Below are 20944 nucleotides of genomic sequence, written 5' to 3'. Positions count from 1 at the left end.
CTCGGCCCGGCTCAGCCCGGCTGCGGCCGGCCGCCGATGACGACGCTCTGCCCGCGGAACTCGGCGATCACCGCGCCGTCCGCCCGGCGCACCGTCACGTCGTAGATCCCCTGGCGTCCGGCCCTCGAACGCTCCACCGCCTCGGCGACCAGTTCGTCCCCGACGGCCGCCGGGGCCAGGAAGGCCACCTGCGCGGCCTGGGCGACGGTCACCGGGCCGTGGCTGTTGCAGGCGTACGAGAAGGCGGCGTCGGCCAGCAGGAAGAGGAAGCCGCCGTGCGCCGTGCCGTGGCCGTTCACCATCGTCGGGGCCACCGTCATCCGCATCACGGCGCGGCCGGCGGACACGTCCTCCAGGGCGATGCCCAGCGTCCGGCTGGTCTCGTCGCGCTCGTACAGGGCGGCGATCACGGGGTCGGGCACGGCGCGGTCCCTCCGTCGGCGGTGTCCGGCCCAGCGTAGGGGACGGCCGCCTTCCGGTCACGGGCCCGCGGCAGGCGACCCGTGACCGGCGGCCGGAGGCGGGGCCGTCACCGGCCCGCCGGCGGCCGGCGCCCGGTCAGGACACCGTGACGGGGATGTTCCAGTTGATCACCCACGGCGGGCAGACCGCGCCCCGGTCCGGCACGCAGCGGCCGATGGCGGTGATGGAGCTCGTCCCGGCGGCCGCCGCGGTGAAGGTGCCGTGGGCGTCGCCGTCGGCATCGGCGCTGCCCGCGGTCTGCGTCAGGACGGCGGGCGCGGTCGTGCCCACCGCGTACCAGTACCAGGTCACCGTGTAGTCGCGCCAGGCGGTCAACTCGACCTGCACGGTGTCCCCTTGGTGTGCCTGGACGGGCCCGATGGTGTCGTTGACGACGAGGACGGTGGCGGTCGTGGTGGTCGTGGTGGCGGGGGCCGCGGGGGCGGCGGGGGCGGCACCCAGGGTCAGGGCGAGGGCGGCGGCGGGGGCGGCGAGCAGTCTCAGGGCGTTCATGGCACTCCCGGTACTCGGAGGTTCCGCGCCGGGGCCCGGCGCGCTCGGAGCCTCCCGTCTACCGGGGACCGCCGGTGCCTGGCAATGGCGTCCGGCCGCCGCACGGCGCGGCCGGGCCGAAAGGACGCCCCGGCCACCCGCTGTTCACCGTAGGGCCCTTCCTCCGGCGGCGGCCCGCCGTGCCGGGGGCCGGGGCGCCGGGGCCGGGGCGGTGAACGGCGGGCTCCGGCGGGCCTCAGCGGGCCCCGGTCACACCAGGCAGCGGCCGATCACCAGCTCCGGGCGGATCCGGATCCGTACCGCGTCGGGGGCGGTCGCGGTGGCGGGGCGGACCTGGGCGCGGCCGAGGACGGTGACGAACCAGCCGGAGCCGTCCCGCCCGTCCACCTCGTCGGCCTCGAAGGCGATCACGGCGCCGTCGACCGCCCGGGCCAGTTCGGAGTCGGCGGGCGCGGAGACCAGCACGCCGCCGGGCACCAGCCGGAACGGCACCGGCAGCACGGCCGGGAGGGCGTCGACGGTGTAGACGACCCGTCCGACGGCGGCCCGGCCCAGCAGCTCCATGGCCCGCTTCCGGTCGAGTTCGCGGAGCCCGGGCAGCTCGGCCGGGACGGCCGGCTCGGACCGGACGGACAGTCGGGGCCGGCCGGAGGAGGCGGGCCCGGCGGACGAGGAGGGCCGGGGGGACGGGACGTGATCGCGGTTCATGCGAGCGATGCTCACCCGGGGCGCGGCCCGGTCACGAGGGCCGATGGTCCCGCCGGGGGCCCCGGGTGCGCCCGGCCTACGGGCCGTCGGGCCCGGGCCGGTCGGCCGGGCCCACCACCGGGCTCGATCCTCAGTCGGCGGGCCTCAGCCCCACCCGCCGCGCAGCGGGGACGGCTGGGCGGCGCTCTGGCGCAGTTCGGTGGCGATCAGGGCCGCCTGCACCCGCCGCTCCACGCCGAGCTTGGCGAGCAGCCGGGAGACGTGGTTCTTCACCGTCTTCTCGGCGAGGTAGAGCCGTTCGCCGATCTGCCGGTTGGTCAGGCCCTCGCCGATCAGGGCCAGCACCTCCTGCTCGCGCGTGGTCAGCCCGGGGCCGGTGGTGACCGGCTGGGCGGGTTCGGCGTCGCTGCGCAGCCGGTTGAGCAGGCGGGTCGCCGCGCCGGGGTCGAGCATCGAGCGGCCGGAGGCCACGGTGCGGACGGCGGCGACGAGGTCCGTCCCGCTGATCTGCTTCAGCACGTACCCGGCGGCGCCCGCCATCACGGCGTCCAGCAGTGCTTCCTCGTCGTCGAAGGAGGTCAGCATCAGGCAGGCCAGGCCGGGCATCCGGGAGCGCAGCTCGCGGCAGACCGAGACGCCGTCACCGTCGCCCAGCCGGACGTCGAGCACCGCGACGTCCGGGCGCAGCGCCGGTACCCGGACCAGCGCCTGCTCGGCGGTCGCGGCCTCGCCGACCACCTCCAGGTCCGGCTCGCCGTCCAGCAGGTCGTGCACCCCACGGCGCACCACCTCGTGGTCGTCCAGCAGGAACACCCGGACCGGCGCCGTGGCGTCGGCACCCTCCGTCTTGGTCGCCATCACGCGGCTCCACCTTCGTCACCCCCGCACACTCCCAGCGGGGCCCAGGGCATCATCGCCCACCTCGCGTCCCGGTCCCAGGGCCGAACGGCCCCATTGCGCCGGGCCGGGGGGTGTCTAACGCCCCTGCCGCCGCACGTTCCCCAGTCCCACCAGCAGGAACCCGAGCGCGACGGCGGCCCCGCTCACGCCCGCCAGCACCGCGCGCGGGCCGACTCCGCCCCCGCCGGAGAGCAGGATCGCCACCGCTCCGAGCGAGGCGACGGCCGAGCCGACCACCAGCCAGCCCGCCAGCGCGACGGCGAGCGGGCGGCCGGTGCGCGGCAGGGGTCCGGCGTCCAGCGCGGCCCACCGCGCCGCCGTGTCCCGCACCTCCCGCCGCCGGTCCAGCAGCGCCCGGACGCGCAGGGCCGCGCCGCCGACCAGTCCGGCGAGCGCGATCTGCGCGGCGGGCCGCCAGTCCGGTACGACGAGGAGCAGTCCGCCCGCCAGGGCGAGCGCCGCCCACCACAGCACGCAGGCCGCCGCGGCGGTGCGGGTGGAGCGGGGGCGGTCGGCGCCGGCCTGGAGGTCGGCGATGGCGGGCAGGTACCAGACACAGCCGCTCGCGGTGAGGGCAGCGGTGCCGATGGCGAGAACGGTGTGGTTCACGACCCGGCCTTCCTGGTCACGAAGGGGTGAGGGGGCGGAGCAGGGCTGAACGGAGGGGCCGTCCCCGCCCGCCCGGGGGCAGCGGCACGGGCGGGGACGGCGTTCGGGGGGCGGCCTCAGCCGCCCGAGGGGGGCGGGTCGGCGGGGCCCGAGGGAGCCGAGGAGGCCGAGGAGGCCGACGCCAGCCGTGCCCGGTCCGCCCGGCTCAGCGGCCGGTCGTACTTCGCCGGCACGACGTCGCCCAGGTGCGTGGCCGGCTTGCCGCTGTTCTGCAGCACGTCGAGGGCGGCGATGTCCGGGTGGTGGAGGTCGAAGGCCGGGGATTCGGAGCGGATCCGGGGCAGCTTGACGAAGTTGTGCCGGGGCGGCGGGCAGGAGGTGGCCCACTCCAGCGAGCGGCCCCAGCCCCACGGGTCGTCCACGGTGACCTTCTCGCCGTACTTGGCGGTCTTCCAGACGTTGTAGAGGAACGGCAGGATCGACAGGCCGAGCAGGAACGAGCCGATGGTGGAGACGGTGTTCAGGGTGGTGAAGCCGTCCGAGGCCAGGTAGTCGGCGTAGCGGCGGGGCATGCCCTCGGCGCCGAGCCAGTGCTGCACCAGGAAGGTCGAGTGGAAGCCGATGGTGAGCGTCCAGAAGGTGATCCGGCCGAGCCGCTCGTCGAGCTTCTTGCCGGTCATCTTCGGCCACCAGAAGTGGAATCCGGCGAACATCGCGTACACCACGGTGCCGAACAGCGTGTAGTGGAAGTGGGCGACGACGAAGTACGAGTCGGTGACGTGGAAGTCGATCGGCGGGGCCGCGAGCAGCACGCCGGTGAGGCCGCCGAAGAGGAAGGTGACCAGGAAGCCGACGGTCCACAGCATCGGCGTCTCGAAGCTCAGTGAGCCCTTCCACATGGTGCCGACCCAGTTGAAGAACTTCACGCCGGTCGGCACGGCGATCAGGAAGGTCATGAAGGAGAAGAACGGCAGCAGCACCTGCCCGGTGGCGTACATGTGGTGCGCCCACACCGTCACCGACAGGCCCGCGATGGCCACCGTCGCGGCGATCAGGCCCGCGTAGCCGAACATCGGCTTGCGGCTGAACACCGGGATGACCTCGGAGACGATGCCGAAGAACGGCAGCGCCAGGATGTACACCTCGGGATGCCCGAAGAACCAGAACAGGTGCTGCCACAGCATCGCCCCGCCGTTGGCCGGGTCGAAGACGTGCGAGCCGAACTTGCGGTCGCACTCCAGCGCCAGCAGCGCGGCGGCCAGCACCGGGAAGACCAGCAACACCAGCACGGAGGTGAGCAGCACGTTCCAGCAGAAGATGGACATCCGGAACATGGTCAGTCCGGGGGCGCGCATGCAGATGATGGTGGTGATGAAGTTGACGGCGCCGAAGATGCTGCCGAAGCCGGAGAGCGTCACGCCCATGATCCACATGTCGGCGCCGACGCCGGGCGAGTGGATCGCGTCGGACAGCGGCGCGTAGAGGAACCAGCCGAAGTCCGCGGCCCCCTGCGGGGTGGCGAAGCCGGCGGCGGCGATCAGCGAGCCGAACATGAACAGCCAGAAGGACAGCATGTTCAGGCGCGGGAACGCGACGTCGGGCGCGCCGATCTGCAGCGGCATGATCCAGTTGGCGAAGCCGGTGAACAGCGGCATCGCGAACAGCAGCAGCATCACCGAGCCGTGCATGGTGAACGCCTGGTTGAACTGCTCGTTGGAGAGGATCTGCGTCCCCGGACGGGCGAGTTCGGCGCGCATGACCAGGGCGAGGATGCCACCGATCAGGAAGAACGCGAACGACGACACCAGGTACATGGTGCCGATCGTCTTGTGATCGGTGGTGGTCATCAGCCTGACCAGGGCCGAACCGGGCCTCCTGGCCCGAACCGCCGTGGCCGGCAGGGCCGTCGGCGGTCGTGTGGGGTCGCCCTGTGCCTGGGTGGCGCTCAAGGACCCGCTCCTTAGGAACGTCGTGCGAATGGATGGCGATCCATGATCCGAACAGGGCCGCCTCCCGCCCCAGGGCCCTTGGGCCCGCCCGGCCGGGGCCGCTGGGCCCGAGTTCCCGGGCCCCGACCGGGACCTCCCGACCGCCCGACCGGGGCCTCCCGTCCCGGCCGACGCCGCCGCCGCACCGCCCGTCCCGACCGCTCGGGCGCCGCTCACCCGGGCGCGGAGGCCCGGTCGAGAACCGCCGGAACCCGCCCCTCCTCCTGCCTCCGGGCGCCCGGGCGGCGGGCCCGCGCGCACCACCTCCGGACGGCGTCCCGTCGCCGCCGCCCACCCCGTCCGACCTGCCACGACGCCGTCCGCACACCCGTACGAGACACCCCGGCGATCCCACCACCCGGGGCCCGGAATGTGGCGGTGGCGTGAGCGAACCCGGACGATTCCGTGCCCTTCAGTGCCGATCCGCCGTCAAGTAGCCTGCGCCCACCGACGAACCGACGACGAACCGACGACGAGTCGCCACCGCCGCGCCGAAGGTCCCGCACCGCCGAAGGTCCCGCCCCGCCCTCGCCCCGGAGGTACGCCGATGCCCCTGGCCCCCACCGCCGCCCCCACCCGGCTGCGCCTCTCCGTCCTCGGCCCGCTGACCGGCGGGGCCGACGGCCGCCCGCTGGCCCTCGGACCGCTGAAGCAGCGACTGGTGCTGGCCGTCCTGCTGAGCCGCGCCAACACGGCCGTCCCGGTCGACCTGCTCACCGACGCGGTCTGGCCCGAGGAACCGCCGCGCACCGCCCGCAAGAACCTCCAGGTCTACATCTGCACCCTGCGCACCCTGCTCGGCCGCGGCGACGGGCCCGACCGGCTGGCCCACTCGGCCGGCGGCTACCTGCTGCGGGCCGCCGAATCCGAGCTCGACCTGCTGCAGTTCCGCGCCCTCGCCCGGGCCGGCCGGGCCGCCGCCGACGGCGGAGCGCTGGCCCCCGCCGCCCGGCTGCTGCGCCAGGCCCTGGACCTGTGGCAGGGCCCGCCGCTCGCCGACCTGCGCTCCTCCCCCGCCGTCGACGCCGAGGCCCGGCGCCTGGAGGCCCGCTGCCTGGGGGTCCACGAGGACTGGGCGGAGACGGAGCTGGAGCTCGGCAACGCCACGGCCGTGGCCGAGGAACTGGCCGAGCCCGCCGAGCGCCACCCGCTGCGCGAGCGGCTCCAGGCCGCCCGGATGAACGCCCTCCACCAGTCCGGCCGGCAGGCCGAGGCGCTCGCCGTCTACGACACCCACCGGCAGCTGCTCGCCCGCGAGTTGGGCCTGGAACCGAGCCCGGCCCTGACCGCCCGCTACCGCGAACTGCTCGCCCGCGGCCGCACCGGGCCGAGCACCGCCCGGCCGGAGCGGGCCGGCGCCGCGCACGGCGTCCTGCTGCCCGCCGACACCGCCGACTTCACCGGGCGGACCACCGAACTACGGGAACTCATCGACGCGTTGGGGGAGGGAGCCGGCCGCGTCGCGGTGCTCTCCGGCCCGGCGGGCAGCGGCAAGACCGCGCTCGCCGTGCACGCCGGGCACCTGCTCGCCGACCGCTTCCCGGACGGCCGGGTCCTGGTCCGGCTGCGCACCGGCGACGGCGCGCCGCGCCCGCTGCCCGAGGTGCTGGCCGAACTCGCCTCCCTCACCGGCAGACCGGACGCGGCCCCGGCGCCCGCCCCGGCCGACCCCGGCCGGGCCGCCGCCCTCTGGCGGGCCTCCCTCGCCGGGCGCCGGATGCTGCTGGTCCTGGACGACGCGCCGGACGAGGCCGCCGTCCGCGAGCTGCTGCCGGGCCACGGCCCGAGCGCCGTCCTGGTCACCTCCCGCAGCCAGCTGGCCGGCCTGGCCTCGGTGCACCGCGTCACCGTGCCCCCGCTCGCCCCCGGGGAGGCCCTGGACCTGCTCGGCCGCATCGTCGGCACCGGCCGGATCGGCACCGACCGCGCCGCCGCCGCCCGGATCGTGGACGCCTGCGGGCTGCTGCCGCTCGCCGTCCGGGTCGCGGGCACCCGGCTGGCCGTGCTGCGCCACCTCCCGCTGGCCGAGTACGCGGCCCGGCTGGAGGACCCGGCGGGCGCCCTGGACGAACTGGTCGCCGGGGACGTCACGGTCCGCGCCCGCCTCGACTCCGGCTGGGGCGACCTCACCGACCAGGGCCGACTCGCCCTGGCCCGGCTGGCCGCGCTGCCGCTGTCCCTGCTCTTCACCCTCCCCGAGGCCGCCACCGCCCTCGGCCGCCCCGAGCGGCTCGCGCTGCGCACCCTGGAGTCGCTGACCGACACCGGGGCGGTCACCTCGCCCAGCGGCGAGGTCACCGCGCACGCCGCGCTGTACGCGCTGCCCCGGCTCACCCACCTGCACGCCCGGGAGCGCGCCGCCGGGGCCGTCGACGACGGGCCCTTCGGCACCGCCTCCTGACGCCCTGCCGTGCCGTGCCCGGGGCCGGGCCGCTGCGGTGGGGGTGGGGCCGGGGCCAGGGCCGGGGCTGGGGCTGGGGCTGGGGCTGGGGCTGGGGCTGGGGCTGGGGCCGGGAGGTGGGTCAGCCGAGGGTCAGCAGGTCCAGCAGGTTCCCGCGTTCCTCCTCCAGCCCCCACAGCCCCAGCAGCACCCCGGCCGCGCCCGTGTGCAGGTCGGCCGAGAAGCGCCGCAGCCGCATCCCCGGCACCAGCAGGCCCTCCGGCCGTGCCACCAGGTGCCACTGCAAGCGCTCGACCTGCCCGGCCACGGCCCCCGGCCCAGCCGGACCGGCCGGCCCGTCCAGCCCGTCCAGCCCGTCCAGCCCGTCCAGCCCGTCCAGCCCGTCCAGCCCGTCCAGCGCCAGCGTCAGCCCGACCCGCCCGCGGAACAGCCCCGGCTCCCGGACGAACCCGGGCGCGCAGACCTTCCGGACGTCCGCCAGGAACGCGTCCCCGCCCGGCAGTTCGGCGATCTCCAGGTACTCCCGCAGCACCAGCGCGATGCCGCTGCTCCCCCGGTCCAGGTACGCCAGCCGCCGTCCGGCCTCCAGCACCTGCAGCGAGCCGTCGGGCACCCGGACGCACTTCGCCATCGCCCGTTCCAGCGCGACCCGCGCCGAGTCCAGCAGCCAGGGCTCTCCGGTCCGGCGGTACAGCCGCAGCTGGAGCAGCGCGATGCCCGCCAGCCCGTACAGCAGCCCGGCCGCCGAGGGCGCGTCCAGCCCGTCCACCGTCTCGCCCCGGACCACCGCCGCCAGTTCGCGGGCGTCGGCCAACGCGTCGGCCAACGCGTCGGCCGGCGCGTCCGCCGGCTCCCGGGGGCCGCCCACCGTTTCCGCGAGCCGCAGCCGGGCCAGGGCGGCGCCGGCCCGGCCGCCGAACAGTCCGACCTCGCGCGCCGGGCGGGCCGCCCGCGCCCGGGCCAGCAGTTCCTCCGCCGCCTCCGGCCGCCCCAGCCGGGCCAGGACCACGGCCACGCCGAGCGGACCGTCGTACAGCCCGCCCGTGCCCGGCCGGGCCCCGCGCCGGCGCATCGCCGCGACCAGCCAGTCCGTGTACTCCTCCGGCCGCCCGGCGCCCGCCCGGTCCAGCGCGTACAGCACCCCGGCCGCGCCGTGCGCGACGCCCGTCCCGCCGTCGGCGAACCCGGCCACGTCCCCGGGGAAGAGCCGGTCCGGCCGGTCCGGGGTGGCGCCCGCGTGGATGCCCGCGACCAGTTCGCGCCGCGCCGGGGCCCAGCCGGGCCCGCCCAGCAGCTCCCGGCCGCGCCGCTCGCTCGCCGACTCCGTCGGCAGGGTCCTCGTCCCCGGCCGCACGGGCCCCTCCTCCGGTCCGAGCCCGAACCACTCCCGTGCCCGCCGCTCCAGCGCGGGCAGCTTGCCCGGGTCGCGGTCGGCCAGTTCCAGGACCGGCATCAGCAGCATCAGCCAGGTCGTCCACAGCATGAACCGGTCCGCCTCGGCCCCGTCCAGGCCGGGCGGGATCCGCAGCCCGGCCGCACCGGCCGTCGGCACCCGCCGGTCGTCCAGCGGCGCCGCGTACTCGAAGTCGACCAGCACCACCGAGCCGTCCGGCCGGAGCACCACGTTCGCCGGGTGCAGGTCCCCGAACCGCACGCCCCGCCCGTGCAGCGCGCCGAGCGCCTCCGCCAGCCCGGCGACCACCCCGGCGACCCACCGCGCGTACTCGGCGCGCTGTTCGGCCGTGCAGTCCTGGTGCACCAGCGGGTAGCGGCGGACGGCCTCGTCGAACAGCTGGACGCCCTCGATGTGCTCCTGTACCAGGAAGGTGTGCTCCCACACCGTCCGCACCTCGTGCAGCCGGGGCACGCAGTCCAGCCCGGCCAGCCGCTCCAGCGCCCACTGCTCGCGGCGCAGCCGGGCCGTCGCGTCCGCCCCGGCGGCGTCCAGCCCGGCGTACGGGCGGGCCTCGCGCAGCACCACCCGCTCGCCGGTGCCCGGGCGCTCGGCCAGGTAGATCCCGCCCGCGTTGGAGAACTGGAGCACGTCGAGGATCCGGTACGGCAGGTCCCCGGCGGCCGCCTCCCGCGCGGCCAGGTGCGGGCGCAGCACCTCGGGCGGCTCGACCCACCCGGGCAGCCGGAACACCGGCTCGCGCGAGTCGGGCACCAGCGTCCCGGCCGGGTCGCGCAGCGCGGGGACCGGGCGGCCCGTCCCGTCCTGGCACCACAGTTCGACGAACGCCCCGTAGCGGGCGTACACCGGGGCCGTGCCGATCCGCAGGTCGGTCAGCACGTACGGCCCGGGGCGGCCGTCCAGGGCCTGCGCCAACTCCTCGGCCAGGAGCGCGAACTCCTCCTCGCCGGCCGGGTAGACGGTGATGAACTTGCCGCTGCTCCCGCGCCCGGTGAACTTGCCGTCCACCACCCGCAGCGCCGCCGCGCTGCGCTGGAACTTGAACGCCGTGCGGTGCGCGGCGCAGATCCGCGCGACGACGGCCAGCGTCTCCTCGGCGCCGTCCTCGACGGCCGACACGTGCAGTTTCCAGCCCTGCTCCGGCAGCCGGACGCCCTCGGGCCGCAGCACCGTCCACAGGCCCCGCTGCTCCCGCCGCCAGCCCTCGGGGGGCTCGCCGAGCCCGAGGGCGTAGCGGCTCGCCCGGTCGCGCAGCCGTCCGGGGGTGTCGTAGTACAGCGGGTCGGCGAGGCAGTACAGCTGGGTCTCCTGGGCGCCGGCCATGGCGCGCCTCCTCTTCCGGGGCGAGGAATGCCTGGGGGTGGGTCAGACGGCGGCGGGGACCGGCGCCGGTCCGCGCCGGACCGGCGGCGCCCAGGTCACCACGGCCGCGCAGAGCGCGATGGCGAGCGCCAGCAGGGCGAAGGTGCGGCTGCCGCCGAGGGAGCCGAGCAGGGTGCCGCCCACCAGCGGGCCGAACGGCTGGATCAGGGTGGAGAGGAACCCGGCGGCGCTCTGCACCCGGCCGATCCGGTCCGGCGGCGCGGCGAGCAGCATGCCGGAGACGAAGCCGATGCTGGCGACGGTGGACAGGCACATGCAGACCGCGCAGAGCAGGCCGATCAGCAGCGGGATCCGGGTCAGCACCAGCACCCCGGCGGTCAGCGCGGAGGCCCAGCAGGCGATCGCGACCAGGCTGCCGTCCCGGGCCCGGGCGCCGAGCCTCGGGGCGAGCAGCGCGCCGGCCAGCGCCCCGGCGGCGGTGCAGGAGACGACCGTGCCGCCGCCGACCCCGGAGTGTCCGCCGTCGGAGGCGACGGCCAGGGTGGCGAACATCATCGCGCTGAACGCGAAGTTCATCCCCAGGCCGAAGATCAGCAGCAGGGTCCGCAGGTAGGGCTGCCGCCAGATGAAGGCCAGTCCGGCGGTCAACTCCTTGCGGCTGAACACCGATCCGCTCTTCTCGGCGGGCACCGAGCGGGTCCGCATCAGCGCCACGCAGATCGTGGACAGCAGCAGTCCGACGCCCTCGGCGAGGAACGGCAGCACCGGGTGCCAGGCGAACAGCGCGCCGCCGGCGAGCGGTCCGATCAGCCGGGCCGCCGCGCCGCGCGCCTGCATCCGGGAGGAGGCCTCGCGGGCCTGTTCGCGCGGTACCACCGCGCGCAGCAGGGCGCCGGTGGCGGGCCCGTAGACGCTGGAGATCAGCGCCCCGGCGGCGGCGACCAGCAGGACCAGGGGCAGCGGGGTGTGTCCGCGCAGCACGGCGACGACCAGGGCGGTGACCGCGAGCAGGCTGCCGACGTCGCAGACCCGCATCAGCCGGCGCCGCTCGATCCGGTCGGCGAGCACGCCGCCGGGCAGCATGGTGAGCAGCAGCGCGCCGACCGACACGGTGCCGATGGCGCCCGCGCGGGCGGCCGAGCCGGTCTCCCGCAGGACCAGCAACGGCAGGGCGATCGACGCGAGTTGGGAGCCGAGCGAGGCCAGTAGGCCGCCGACCCAGAGCAGCCGGAAGTCCCGGTTGCGGGCGAGCGGGGTGGGCTCCATGGCCGTCCTCCGTGGTGGGATGGGCTCCGGGGTGGGGTGGGCTCCGGGTGGGTGGAACACCGGGGCCGGGCGGTGGCATCGGGCCGGGGCGGCCCCGCCGTGTCGGCGGGACCGCCCCGGAAGCCGTGCTCCTCGGCCGGCGGCCGGGGGCGGTGGTGCGCCCACCCCCGTGCACGGCCGGGCGACCGGTACCGGTCAGGCGGAGGTCTCGGCGCCGGCGACGTAGCTGATCAGGCTGAAGCAGTTGCCGTCCGAGGCCTCGGAGAGGACCTTCATCGACTGCAGGTCCAGCACGTTGGCGGCGTGCGCCTCGACCTCCGGGGTCTCCTCGCCGTTCTCGCCGATGTTCTGCTCGATGTTCTCAGCCATGGTCGAACTCCCTTCCACACGTGGTCCGTTACGGTGGGAGCGGGCGGCTGCCCGTCCTGCCGAGAATGCTGCCGGGCCCCGGCTGCGCACGGCTTCGGCCCCGGTTGGCGCCCGGTATGGCCGCAGGTCGGGACGGTTGCGACGGCGCCCGCCGCCCCGCGCCGGCCGCCGCACCCCGCCGCCGCACCCCGTCCGGCCTGCGGCCATACCGATCGCAGGGCGTTCCCGAACCGGCCCCGAAGCCCCGCCCGGGACCCTGGCCCGAAGCCCCGCCCGGCCCCGGACCCCCGGCCCGGAACGCCCGCGCCCCGCGCGCCCCCGTACGCCCCGCACAGCGGAGGACGACCGAAGGACGGCCCTCATGCCCTGCCCACTCTGCGCCCAACTCGTCGCCACGAACGACCAGTTCTGCCCCTCCTGCGGCACCCCCCGGGGCGCCGCCCTCGACCTGGCCGGCGAGGAGCGCAAGCTGGTCACGGTGGTCTTCTGCGACCTGGTCGACTCCACCGCCCTGTCCGGCGCGCTCGACCCGGAGACCCTGCGCGAGGTGATCCTGCGCTACTTCGAGCGGATGCACCACCGGATCGAGGCGCACGGCGGCACCCTGGAGAAGTTCATCGGCGATGCCGTGATGGCCGTCTTCGGCGTCCCGGTGATCCGCGAGGACGACGCCCACCGGGCGCTGGCCGCCGCGCTCGCCATGCTGGAGGACCTGGAGGACCTCAACACCGAGCTGGACGCCACCCTCGGGGTCCGTCTGGACGTCCGGATCGGCGTCAACACCGGCCAGGTGGTGGCGGGTTCGGACGCCTCCGCGCGCCAGGCGCTGATCTCCGGCGAGACCGTGAACATCGCCGCCCGGCTGCAGACCCAGGCCGCCCCCGGCCAGGTGCTGATCGGCCCGCAGACCCTGCGCGCGGCCGGCCCGGCCGCCCAGGTGGACGAGGTCGGCCCGCTGCGGCTCAAGGGCAAGGCCGAGCCGGTGACCGCCTACCGCCTGGTCGGCCTGGACGAGGACGACCCGGAGCTGCTGCGCCGCTTCGACGTCCCGCTGGTCGGCCGCGAGCGCGAACTGGCCGGGCTGGACGCCGCGTTGGCCCGGGTGGCGGGCGGCTCGGGCGCCGAACTGCTGCTGGTGGCCGGCGAGGCCGGGATCGGCAAGACCCGCCTGGTCCGCGAGTGGCGCGAGCGGGTGGGCCGGCGCTCGGCGCGCTGCGGCACCGCCCGCTGCCGCAGTTTCGGCGAGCAGGGCGCGCTGGCGCCGCTCGCCGAGGCCGTCCGCACCCTGCTGGACGACCCGGAGGGCGCGGCCCCGGCCGAGGCGCTGGCCCGGCTGGACGAGGCGACCGCGCCGGGCCTGGGCACCGGGCAGTCGCTGGAGCTGCTGGCCGCGATCCTGCGCGGACGCACCGTGGAGCGCCCCGCCGTGCTCGTCCTGGACGACTGCCAGTGGGCCGGCCCGGCCCTGCTGGACGCCGCCGAGTGGCTGACCACCGCGCTCGGCACCGCCCCGGTGCTGCTGCTCTGCCTGGCCCGCCCCGAGCTGCCGGCCCTGCGCCCGGCACTGCCGGTGCTGCCGGTCGGCGGCCTGTCCTGGGACGAGTCCGCGCTGCTGGCCGCCCAGTTGACCGAGCTGAGCGCCCACCAGGACACGGTGCCCACCCGACTGCTGGAGCGCGCCGAGGGCAACCCGCTGCACCTGGAGGAGCTGCTGGCCGCGCTCACCGAGGCCGAGGGCCCCGCCCTGGCCGACGAACTCCCGCCCACCGGACGGGCGCTGCTCAGCGCCCAGATCGACGGGCTGGAGCGCGACGAGCGCGCCACGCTGGACCTCGCCGCCGTCCTCGGCCGTGCCTTCACCGCCGCCGAACTGGCCGAACTCGCCCACGGCGGCGCCGACCAGGACGCCTTCGCCGATCCCGAGGACGACGTCTTCACCGGCCCGATCGACGGCCTGCCGGTCGGCCCGCCCGCCGCCGGCGACACCACCCCGCCCCGGCTGCACGCCGCGCTGGCCCGGCTGGCCGAGCGCCGCCTGGTCGAACCGGCCGGCCTCGGCTACCGGTTCAGCAGTGGCCTCGTCCAGGAGTCGGTCTACCAGTCGATGTCCAAGCGGGCCCGCGCCGAGCGCCACGAGCGCGCCGCCGACCTGCCGGCCGTCCGCTCCGCCGGGCCCGCCGCCGTCGGCGGCCACCTGGAGCGCGCCCACCGCTACCGGCTCGAACTGGGCCTGCTGGACGCCCGCACCGACACCCTGCGCACCCGCGCGGCCGCCGCCCTCGGCGCCGCCGGGGCCCGCACCCTGGCCCGCGCCGACCTGCCCGCCGCCACCGACCTGCTGGAGCGCGCCGTCCGGCTGCACTACCCCAACGAGCGCGCCGCCGGCCCCGTGCTGCGCCGCCTCGGCGAGGCCCGGCTGGCGCTCGGCCGCGCCGACGAGGCCCTGCCCGTGCTCGCCCAGGTCCGCGACGGGGCCGCCGACCCGCTGGACGCCGCGCACGCCCGGCTCGCCCTCGCCGCCCGCGGCCTGCCGCCCGGCCAGGACCAGCCCGCCGCCACCGCCCGCGCCGTCCTGCCGCTGTTCACGGACAGCGGGGACGAGCTCGGCCGGGCCCGCGCCCTGCTGCGGCTGGCCGAGGAGCACCTGCTGGCCGGCCGGCACACCGAGACGGAGCGGCTGCTGGACCAGGCGCTCGGCCATGTCTCGCGCACCGACGCCGAACTGGACCGGGCGGCCGTGCTGGCCGCCCTGGCCGCCTCGCTGCTGGCCGGCCCCGAGCCCGTCCCCAACGCCACCTTCCGGCTGCGGGCCCTGCTCGCCGAGCACGGCGCCGGCCGCCGGACCGTCCGGGTCGCGCTGAACGGCCCGCTGGCCGTCCTGCTGGCCCTGCGCGACCGCCCCGAGGAGGCCGAGCTGCTGCTCGCCGAGGCCAACGGACTGGCCGGGGAGCTGTCGCTGGCCGAGGCGATGGTCGCGCTGCCGGCGCTGACCGCCCAGGCCGCGGCCGCCACCGGCCAGTCCGGCCAGGCCCTGGACCTGCTGGCCGACGCCGCCGAGATCGCCCGGCACCAGGGCAGCGCCGCCCCGCTGCCCCGGCTGGCCCTCACCACCGCCCGGGTCCTGCTGGACACCGACCGCCCGGCCCAGGCCGCCCGGCACCTGGACGGCGCGGACGCCGCCGCCGCGCTGCCGCCGGTGCTCGCGGTCGAGCTGGACGCGCTGCGCGGCCGGCTCGCCGCCGCCCGGGGCGAGCGCGCGCCGGCGCTGGACCTGACCGCGGCCGCCCTGCGCGCCGCCGAGGCCACCGAGTCGCTGCTGCTCCAGGCGCTGACCGCGCTCGACCGCGCGCACGCCCTGCTGCTGCTCGACCGCCCCGCCGAGGCGGCCGAGGCCGCCGCGACCGCCCGGGACCGCTTCGCCGCCAAGGGCCACCTGCCCGGCGTGCGGCGGGCCGAGCGGCTCGGGGGCACCCGATGAGCGGTGCGGCCGACCTCACCTGGAGCCTGCGCGACCGCGGCCCCGCCGACCTCCCGGTGCTCGCCGACGCCGTCGGGCCCGACTCCGGGGGCACCGGCAAGGGCGTACGGGTCTGCGTGGTCGACTCCGGCATCGAGCCCGACCACCCGCTGGTCGGCCCGCTGCAGGGCTCCTGGGCGGTGGTCAGGGACCCGGCGACCCGGGAGCTGACCGTCCGCCCGGACAGCGCCGGCGACACCTGCGGCCACGGCACCGCCTGCGCCGGCATCATCCGCCGCACCGCCCCGGACTGCGAGCTCTACAGCGTCCGGGTGCTGGGCGAACGCTTCACCGGCACCGGCGACATGCTGATCGCCGGGCTGCGCTGGGCCGTGCGGCAGGGCTTCGACGTGATCAACCTCAGCCTCTCCACCACCCGGACCCGCTTCCTGGAGGAGCTGCACTCGATCGCCGACGACGCCTTCTTCGGCCGCACCGCGATCGTCGCCTCCGCCCACAACACCCCGGTGGAGAGCTACCCCTGGCGGTTCTCCTCGGTCATCTCGGTGGGCAGCCACCAGGAGGACGACCAGGAGCTGCACCTGTACAACCCGACGCCGCCGGTCGAGTTCTTCGCCCCCGGCCAGAACGTCCGGGTGCCCTGGCTCGGCGGCACCACCATCCGCACCACCGGCAACAGCTTCGCCACCCCGTACGTGGCCGGGCTCTGCGCCCGCATCCTGTCCCGGCGGCCGTTGCTGACCATCTTCCAGCTGAAGAGCGCGCTCTACCTCACCGCGGCCAACGTCCAGGTCCCGACCACCCCCACCCCGGAGGCGCCCGATGACCCTCAGCACTGACCCCGCCGTCGACCCGCTGGCCCGCGAGCTGCTGCAGTCCGTGGTGGACGTCGCCCGGGCGATCTTCGGCGCCCAGGCCGGCTCGGTCTGCCTGCTCGACGAGGCCGCCGGGGAGCTGGTCTTCCAGGCCGTCTCCGGGCGCGGCGAGGAGTCCCTGGTCGGCCGCCGCTTCCCGGCCGGGCAGGGCATCGCGGGCTGGGTCGCCGCCTCGGGCGAGCCGATGGTGGTCGACGACCTGGGTGCGAACCGCACCTTCGACCGGGACTTCGCCGAGTCCACCGCGTACGTCCCGGACGCCCTGATGGCCGCGCCGCTCACCCACGGCAGCCGGGTGCTCGGCGTCCTGGAGGTCCTCGACCCGGCCCCGCAGGCCCGGGCCAGCCTGCCCGAGCTGGACCTGCTGGCGATGTTCGCCCGACAGGCCGCCGCCGCCCTCCGGATCGCCGAGCGCTCCCCCGCGCCGGAGCCGGTGCCCGACCGGGCCGCCGCCCTCGGCCTGCTGGCCGACCTGGAGGAGCTGCTGCGCCGTCAGCCCTGAGCGCCCAGCCGGGCGATCTGGCCGCGCTCCAGCGCCGCGTACACCGTGCCGTCCGGGGCGACCGCGATGCCGTGCGGCTCGGCGCCCCCGCCGGGGACGGGGTACCCGTCGAGCCGTCCGTCCGGGGTGAGCACGCCGATCCGGCCGGCGCCCCACTCGGTGAACCAGAGCCGGCCGTCCGGCCCGGCCGCGATCGCGTGCGGCCGGGCCGCCCGGTCGGCGAGCGGGTACTCGGTCACCGCGCCGTCCGGGGTGATCCGCCCGACCAGTCCGCCGCCGATGCCGACGTACCAGAGCGCGCCGTCGGCCCCGGCGGTGATCCCGACCGGCGCGGTGCCGCCGGTCGGCAGCCGGTGGACGGTCGCCTCCCCGTCGACGGTGACCCGGGCGACGGCGTCCGCCTGGTTGAGCGTGCACCACAGGGCGCCGTCCGGCCCGGCCGTGATCAGCGAGGGGAAGGCCCCGGCGACCGGCAGCGGGTACTCCGTCACCTCCCCGTCCACGGTGATCCGCCCGACCCGGTCCGCGTTGAGCTCGGTGAACCAGAGCGCCCCGTCCGGCCCGGCGGCGATCCCGTACGGCCCGGCGTCCGCGGTCGGCAGCGGGTACGAGCGCGCCGTCCCGTCGGCGTCGATCCGCCCGATCCGGTGGTCCCGCATCCGGCTGAACCACATCGCCCCGTCCGGCCCGGCCGTGATCACCGCGGGGCCGCACCGCGGCGCCCCGAGCCCGAAGCGCCGGACCGTCCCGTCGGCGGCCAGCCGTCCGACCTCCCCGGCGTGCACCAGGGTGAACCAGACGCTCCCGTCGGCCGCCAGGGCGACCCCGTACGGGCCCGCTTCCCCGTCGGCCACGTCGAACAGTTCCACGCACACCCTCCCCGGCGCTATTGCGACTAATTTCGCATTAGTGATGCTGCCATGCCCGCCCGGACCCCGACAAGCGCTTTACGCACCGCGCCCCGGCACACCGCGCAGCACCGAGACGACGCCCATGCCCGCCGCGCAGACCGGGACGGCGAGCAGGGCCCCGATGATCCCGGCGATACCCGAACCGGCCACCACGGCGACCATGATGGTGGCCGGGTGCAGCTCGACCGTGCGGCTCTGGATCACCGGCTGCAGGATGTTCCCCTCGATCATCTGCACGGTGAGCACCACCCCGAGGGCCCACAGGGCCGTACCGAGGCCGCCGTCCGCCAAGGCGACCAGGACGGCGACGGTGCCGGACAGGAAGGCACCGACGAAGGGGATGTAGGCGCCCATGAAGACCAGCGCGCCGAGGCCGGGCGCCCCGGGCACGCCCAGCGCGATCAGGCCGATGGTGATGAAGCCCGCGTCGATCAGGGCGATCAGGGTGGTGCCGCGCATGAAGCCGGCCATCCCGTCGAAGGCCCGCTCCAGGCAGGCGATGACGGTCTCGGCGCTGCGCCCGGGCAGGTAGGAGCGGATGGCGTCGCCGGTGCGGTGGCCGTCCCGGAGGAAGAAGAAGACCAGGGCGAGGGCCAGCACCCCTCCGGTGATCAGCTGGGTGAGCAGGCCGAGCCCGGACAGCACGCCGCTCGTCAGCATCGAGACCAGCGAGTTCGTCTCACCCTTGGCGTTGTCCAGGGCGTGCCGGATCTTCACCCCGACCGGCCCCAGCCAGTCGGCCAGCCGCTGCCCGGCCTCCTGCAGCGAGGTGGCGATCTGCGGGGCGCTGTGCACCAGGGAGTTGACCAGCAGCGCGATCACCCCGGCGACCGCGACCACCAGCACCGCGCAGGTCAGCCCCGCCGCCAGGCTCCGGCTCACCCCCCGCCGCACCAGCCACGGCACCACCGGGTACAGCAGCGAGGCCCCGAGCAGCGCGAGGACGATCGGCACCGTCGCCGCCCGCAGCTCGACCAGGGCGAAGACCGCCAGCGAGGCCACGGCGATCAGCAGGATCACCGCCGCCGACCAGGCCGCCGTCTGCCGCAGCGCGGGCGGCAGCATCTCGTACGGCCTGCGCTGGTCGGCCTGTCCGCCGGGCGGGCGCTCCACCGACACGGTCACCTCCGCCGGGGGTCGTCGGGTCCGAACCGCCCCAGCTCAGCAGAGCGTCCGACGACGCGCCCGTCGAGTCACCGCCAAACACCCGAACGGCTCAGCGGGCGGGCCCGGCGCTCCCGCCGGGCGCCCCGGTCCGACGCGAGGTGCCGGACCCGCCCTACCCCGCCGCCTCGATCCGCACCGACCCGCCCGCGCCGGCGCGGGCGAAGGCCAGCACCCGCTCCGCCTCGGCCTCCGCCGCCTGCCGGTCGGCCCGCCGCAGCGGCGCGAACGGCCTGACTACGACCTCCCGTTCGTCCGTCAGCCGCCAGACGCCGGCCACCAGCCCGTCGACCAGCAGCGTCCCGAGCACGATCCCGTTCTGCGACATGACCCGCCCCCGGTACTCCTCGGGCAGCACCCGGGTGCGGTCCGCGTGCGAGAGCAGCAGGTTGTCGAACGGCGCGACCAGCCGCACCGGCGCCGGCACGGACTCGTCCGGCCGGGGCGCCTCCGGCAGGTCGTACAGCGGCCGGCCCCGCTCGTCCCGGAAGGTCAGCAGCCGGGGCGCGAGCCGCCCCAGCACCGGGCCGAGCCGGCTGAGCCCGCACCATTTCTGCAGGTCGGCGACGGTGGCCGGGCCGAAGGCCGCGAGGTAGCGCAGGACCAGGCCGTCGGCCGCGGGCGCCGGGTCGAGCGGGCGGCCGAGCCAGGCCTCGGCGGTGGTGTGCGCGGCCGGGCCGCCACGCCCCCACAGGCCGCGCGGCGGCACCTGCACCAGCGGAAGCCGGCAGCGGGCGGCCTGGGCGAGCGCGGCCGGGTCGCGGTCCGGGCGGGCCGCGGCGAGCAGCGCGCCGAGCTGCTGGAAGGTGCGCGGCTCCTCCTCGACCAGGGCCCGGGCCTCGGCCGCCAGTGCGTCGAGGTCCAGCCCGGCGAGCCGTCCGCCGTAGGTGGTGCGCAGCGCCCGGTCCAGTACGGGCTGGAGCAGTGGGCGCAGCGTCAGGCAGTCCTCGGCGGTGACCAGGTGGATGGTGCCGCGCTGGAGGGCGATCCGGACCGCCGCCCGTTCCTCGAGGAGGACGCTCAGCCGCTCGGGCGTGAAGCCGTCGAGCCGGGCGAGCAGCCCCAGGTAGGGCGGCTGGGGCGCGGCCTGGGCCTGGAGGCCGCCGAGGTGGTGGATCAGCGCGGCGGGCTCCAGGCGGGTGCGGGCGAGCAGGTGCTGACGGGCCAGCAGGGCGCGGCCGAGCGCCCGCTGTCCCAGGACGGGCGGCGTCACCGGCCGGGCTCCGTCACCGGTGGCCGTCCAGCACCGAGCACAGGACGCCGATCCGGTTGGTGGTGATCGAGGCGACCCCGGTGTCCCGCAGCCGGCGCATGGTGCGGCGCAGGTCGGCGGTCCAGGTGGAGACGGCGAGCCCGGCGTCCGCCGCGGCGGCGGTGAACTCGGGGGTGACCAGGCCGAACGGCGGGTTGAGGTAGCGCGGGCGCAGGTCGTCGAGGAGGGCGCGGACGGGCAGCCGCGGCTGCTTCCAGGTGAGCGCGATCTCGGCGTCCGGGGTCAGCTCGCGGACGGCGAGCATCGCGGTGGCGGGGCCGCAGAAGGCGACCAGCCCTTCGGCGCCGAGCCCGGTGACCGCGGACCAGGTGGCGGCGGCCGGCCCCGGATCGTCCAGGTCGATCAGCAGCCGGCGGCCCTCGACGGCGGCGACGGCCTTGACCGCCTCGGCGAGCGTGGGGACGGCGAGCGGGCCCCGGCGCAGTTCGTCGAGCTGCCCGGCGGTGACCCGGTCGATCGGGCGCGGGTCGCCCCAGAGCCGCTCCAGGGTGCTGTCGTGCAACAGCACGGGCACCCGGTCGCGGGTGAGCCGGACGTCCACCTCGACGGCGTCGGCCCCGGCGGCGAGCGCGGACTCGACGGAGGGCAGGGTGTTCTCGCGGTACCGGTACGGGTCGCCGCGGTGGGCGACGGCCAGCACCGGACGGCGGTCGGCGGGGATACGGTCGGCGGGGTGACGGTCGGCGGGGTGACGGTCGGCGGGGATACGGTCGGCAGGGTGACGGTCGGCGCTCATCGGATCAGTCCAGGAAGGCGGGGGACGGGGGCGGTCGGCGTGGTGGTCGGCA

16 protein-coding genes and 1 pseudogene are annotated in these 20944 nt (G+C 76.7%); 4 read left to right on the top strand and 13 right to left on the bottom strand.

Annotated elements, in window-relative coordinates:
- Positions 1-11 precede the first annotated feature (11 nt).
- From paaI to ctaD, 6 genes are all read right to left on the bottom strand, one after another.
- Positions 12-422 carry a hydroxyphenylacetyl-CoA thioesterase PaaI gene (paaI, locus tag ACFQ6N_RS12165; protein WP_380648715.1) on the bottom strand — a complete coding sequence of 137 codons (411 nt, stop codon included), beginning with the start codon at positions 420-422 and terminating at the stop codon, positions 12-14.
- 136 nt (positions 423-558) lie between these two features.
- Positions 559-975: a hypothetical protein gene (locus ACFQ6N_RS12160; protein WP_380648714.1), complete on the bottom strand. Its 417-nt coding sequence runs from the start codon at positions 973-975 to the stop codon at positions 559-561.
- A gap of 249 nt (positions 976-1224) precedes the next feature.
- Positions 1225-1683: a pyridoxamine 5'-phosphate oxidase family protein gene (locus tag ACFQ6N_RS12155; protein ID WP_380648713.1), complete on the bottom strand. Its 459-nt coding sequence runs from the start codon at positions 1681-1683 to the stop codon at positions 1225-1227.
- Positions 1684-1827: 144 nt separating this feature from the next.
- On the bottom strand, positions 1828-2541 hold the full coding sequence (locus tag ACFQ6N_RS12150) for a response regulator (RefSeq protein ID WP_380648712.1): 714 nt from the start codon (positions 2539-2541) through the stop codon (positions 1828-1830).
- A gap of 117 nt (positions 2542-2658) precedes the next feature.
- Positions 2659-3192 (bottom strand): hypothetical protein, encoded by a 534-nt coding sequence (locus ACFQ6N_RS12145; protein WP_380648711.1) that lies wholly within the window; start codon positions 3190-3192, stop codon positions 2659-2661.
- A 116-nt stretch (positions 3193-3308) separates the two neighbouring features.
- Positions 3309-5039, bottom strand: a complete 1731-nt coding sequence (ctaD, locus tag ACFQ6N_RS12140) for a cytochrome c oxidase subunit I (RefSeq protein ID WP_380648710.1) — start codon at positions 5037-5039, stop codon at positions 3309-3311.
- Between the two features lie 688 nt (positions 5040-5727).
- Between ctaD and ACFQ6N_RS12135 the strand changes: the two genes are divergently transcribed.
- Positions 5728-7581 (top strand): BTAD domain-containing putative transcriptional regulator, encoded by a 1854-nt coding sequence (locus tag ACFQ6N_RS12135; RefSeq protein WP_380648709.1) that lies wholly within the window; start codon positions 5728-5730, stop codon positions 7579-7581.
- 121 nt (positions 7582-7702) lie between these two features.
- On the opposite strand, the gene lanKC is transcribed toward ACFQ6N_RS12135, so the two are convergent.
- The 3 genes and pseudogenes from lanKC to ACFQ6N_RS12120 all read right to left on the bottom strand — a co-directional run bounded on the left by lanKC (position 7703) and on the right by ACFQ6N_RS12120 (position 11953).
- A complete protein-coding gene (gene lanKC, locus ACFQ6N_RS12130) occupies positions 7703-10318 on the bottom strand; it encodes a class III lanthionine synthetase LanKC (RefSeq protein WP_380648708.1) in 2616 nt (871 codons plus the stop codon).
- Positions 10318-11584, bottom strand: a pseudogene (locus ACFQ6N_RS12125) (MFS transporter); the annotation flags it as partial. The pseudogene ACFQ6N_RS12125 and the gene lanKC, both read right to left, overlap by 1 nt.
- 195 nt (positions 11585-11779) lie before the next feature.
- Positions 11780-11953: a hypothetical protein gene (locus ACFQ6N_RS12120; RefSeq protein WP_380648707.1), complete on the bottom strand. Its 174-nt coding sequence runs from the start codon at positions 11951-11953 to the stop codon at positions 11780-11782.
- Between the two features lie 361 nt (positions 11954-12314).
- Between ACFQ6N_RS12120 and ACFQ6N_RS12115 the strand changes: the two genes are divergently transcribed.
- The 3 genes from ACFQ6N_RS12115 to ACFQ6N_RS12105 are packed head-to-tail and all read left to right on the top strand — an operon-like array spanning position 12315 to position 16808.
- A complete protein-coding gene (locus tag ACFQ6N_RS12115; protein ID WP_380648706.1) occupies positions 12315-15431 on the top strand; it encodes an adenylate/guanylate cyclase domain-containing protein in 3117 nt (1038 codons plus the stop codon).
- Positions 15428-16270 (top strand): S8 family serine peptidase, encoded by an 843-nt coding sequence (locus tag ACFQ6N_RS12110; protein ID WP_380648705.1) that lies wholly within the window; start codon positions 15428-15430, stop codon positions 16268-16270. The genes ACFQ6N_RS12115 and ACFQ6N_RS12110 overlap by 4 nt, the downstream gene beginning before the upstream one ends.
- The gene (locus ACFQ6N_RS12105; RefSeq protein ID WP_380648703.1) at positions 16254-16808 is read left to right on the top strand and encodes a GAF domain-containing protein; all 555 of its coding nucleotides are present in this window, start codon (positions 16254-16256) and stop codon (positions 16806-16808) included. The genes ACFQ6N_RS12110 and ACFQ6N_RS12105 overlap by 17 nt, the downstream gene beginning before the upstream one ends.
- Here the strand turns inward: ACFQ6N_RS12105 and ACFQ6N_RS12100 are convergent.
- From ACFQ6N_RS12100 to ACFQ6N_RS12085, 4 genes are all read right to left on the bottom strand, one after another.
- Positions 16799-17683: a virginiamycin B lyase gene (locus tag ACFQ6N_RS12100; RefSeq protein WP_380648702.1), complete on the bottom strand. Its 885-nt coding sequence runs from the start codon at positions 17681-17683 to the stop codon at positions 16799-16801. The genes ACFQ6N_RS12105 and ACFQ6N_RS12100 overlap by 10 nt on opposite strands.
- Before the next feature lie 72 nt (positions 17684-17755).
- The gene (locus tag ACFQ6N_RS12095) at positions 17756-18838 is read right to left on the bottom strand and encodes an AI-2E family transporter (RefSeq protein WP_380648700.1); all 1083 of its coding nucleotides are present in this window, start codon (positions 18836-18838) and stop codon (positions 17756-17758) included.
- A 160-nt stretch (positions 18839-18998) separates the two neighbouring features.
- Positions 18999-20096: a winged helix DNA-binding domain-containing protein gene (locus ACFQ6N_RS12090; protein ID WP_380648699.1), complete on the bottom strand. Its 1098-nt coding sequence runs from the start codon at positions 20094-20096 to the stop codon at positions 18999-19001.
- A gap of 13 nt (positions 20097-20109) precedes the next feature.
- Positions 20110-20892, bottom strand: coding sequence for a glycerophosphodiester phosphodiesterase (locus ACFQ6N_RS12085; protein WP_380648698.1), 783 nt, complete (start codon positions 20890-20892; stop codon positions 20110-20112).
- Between the last annotated feature and the right edge of the window lie 52 nt (positions 20893-20944).

This window comes from Kitasatospora sp. NPDC056446, from assembly GCF_042796115.1.
GTDB lineage: Bacteria > Actinomycetota > Actinomycetes > Streptomycetales > Streptomycetaceae > Kitasatospora.
This window is presented reverse-complemented; position numbering and strand designations above follow the sequence as displayed.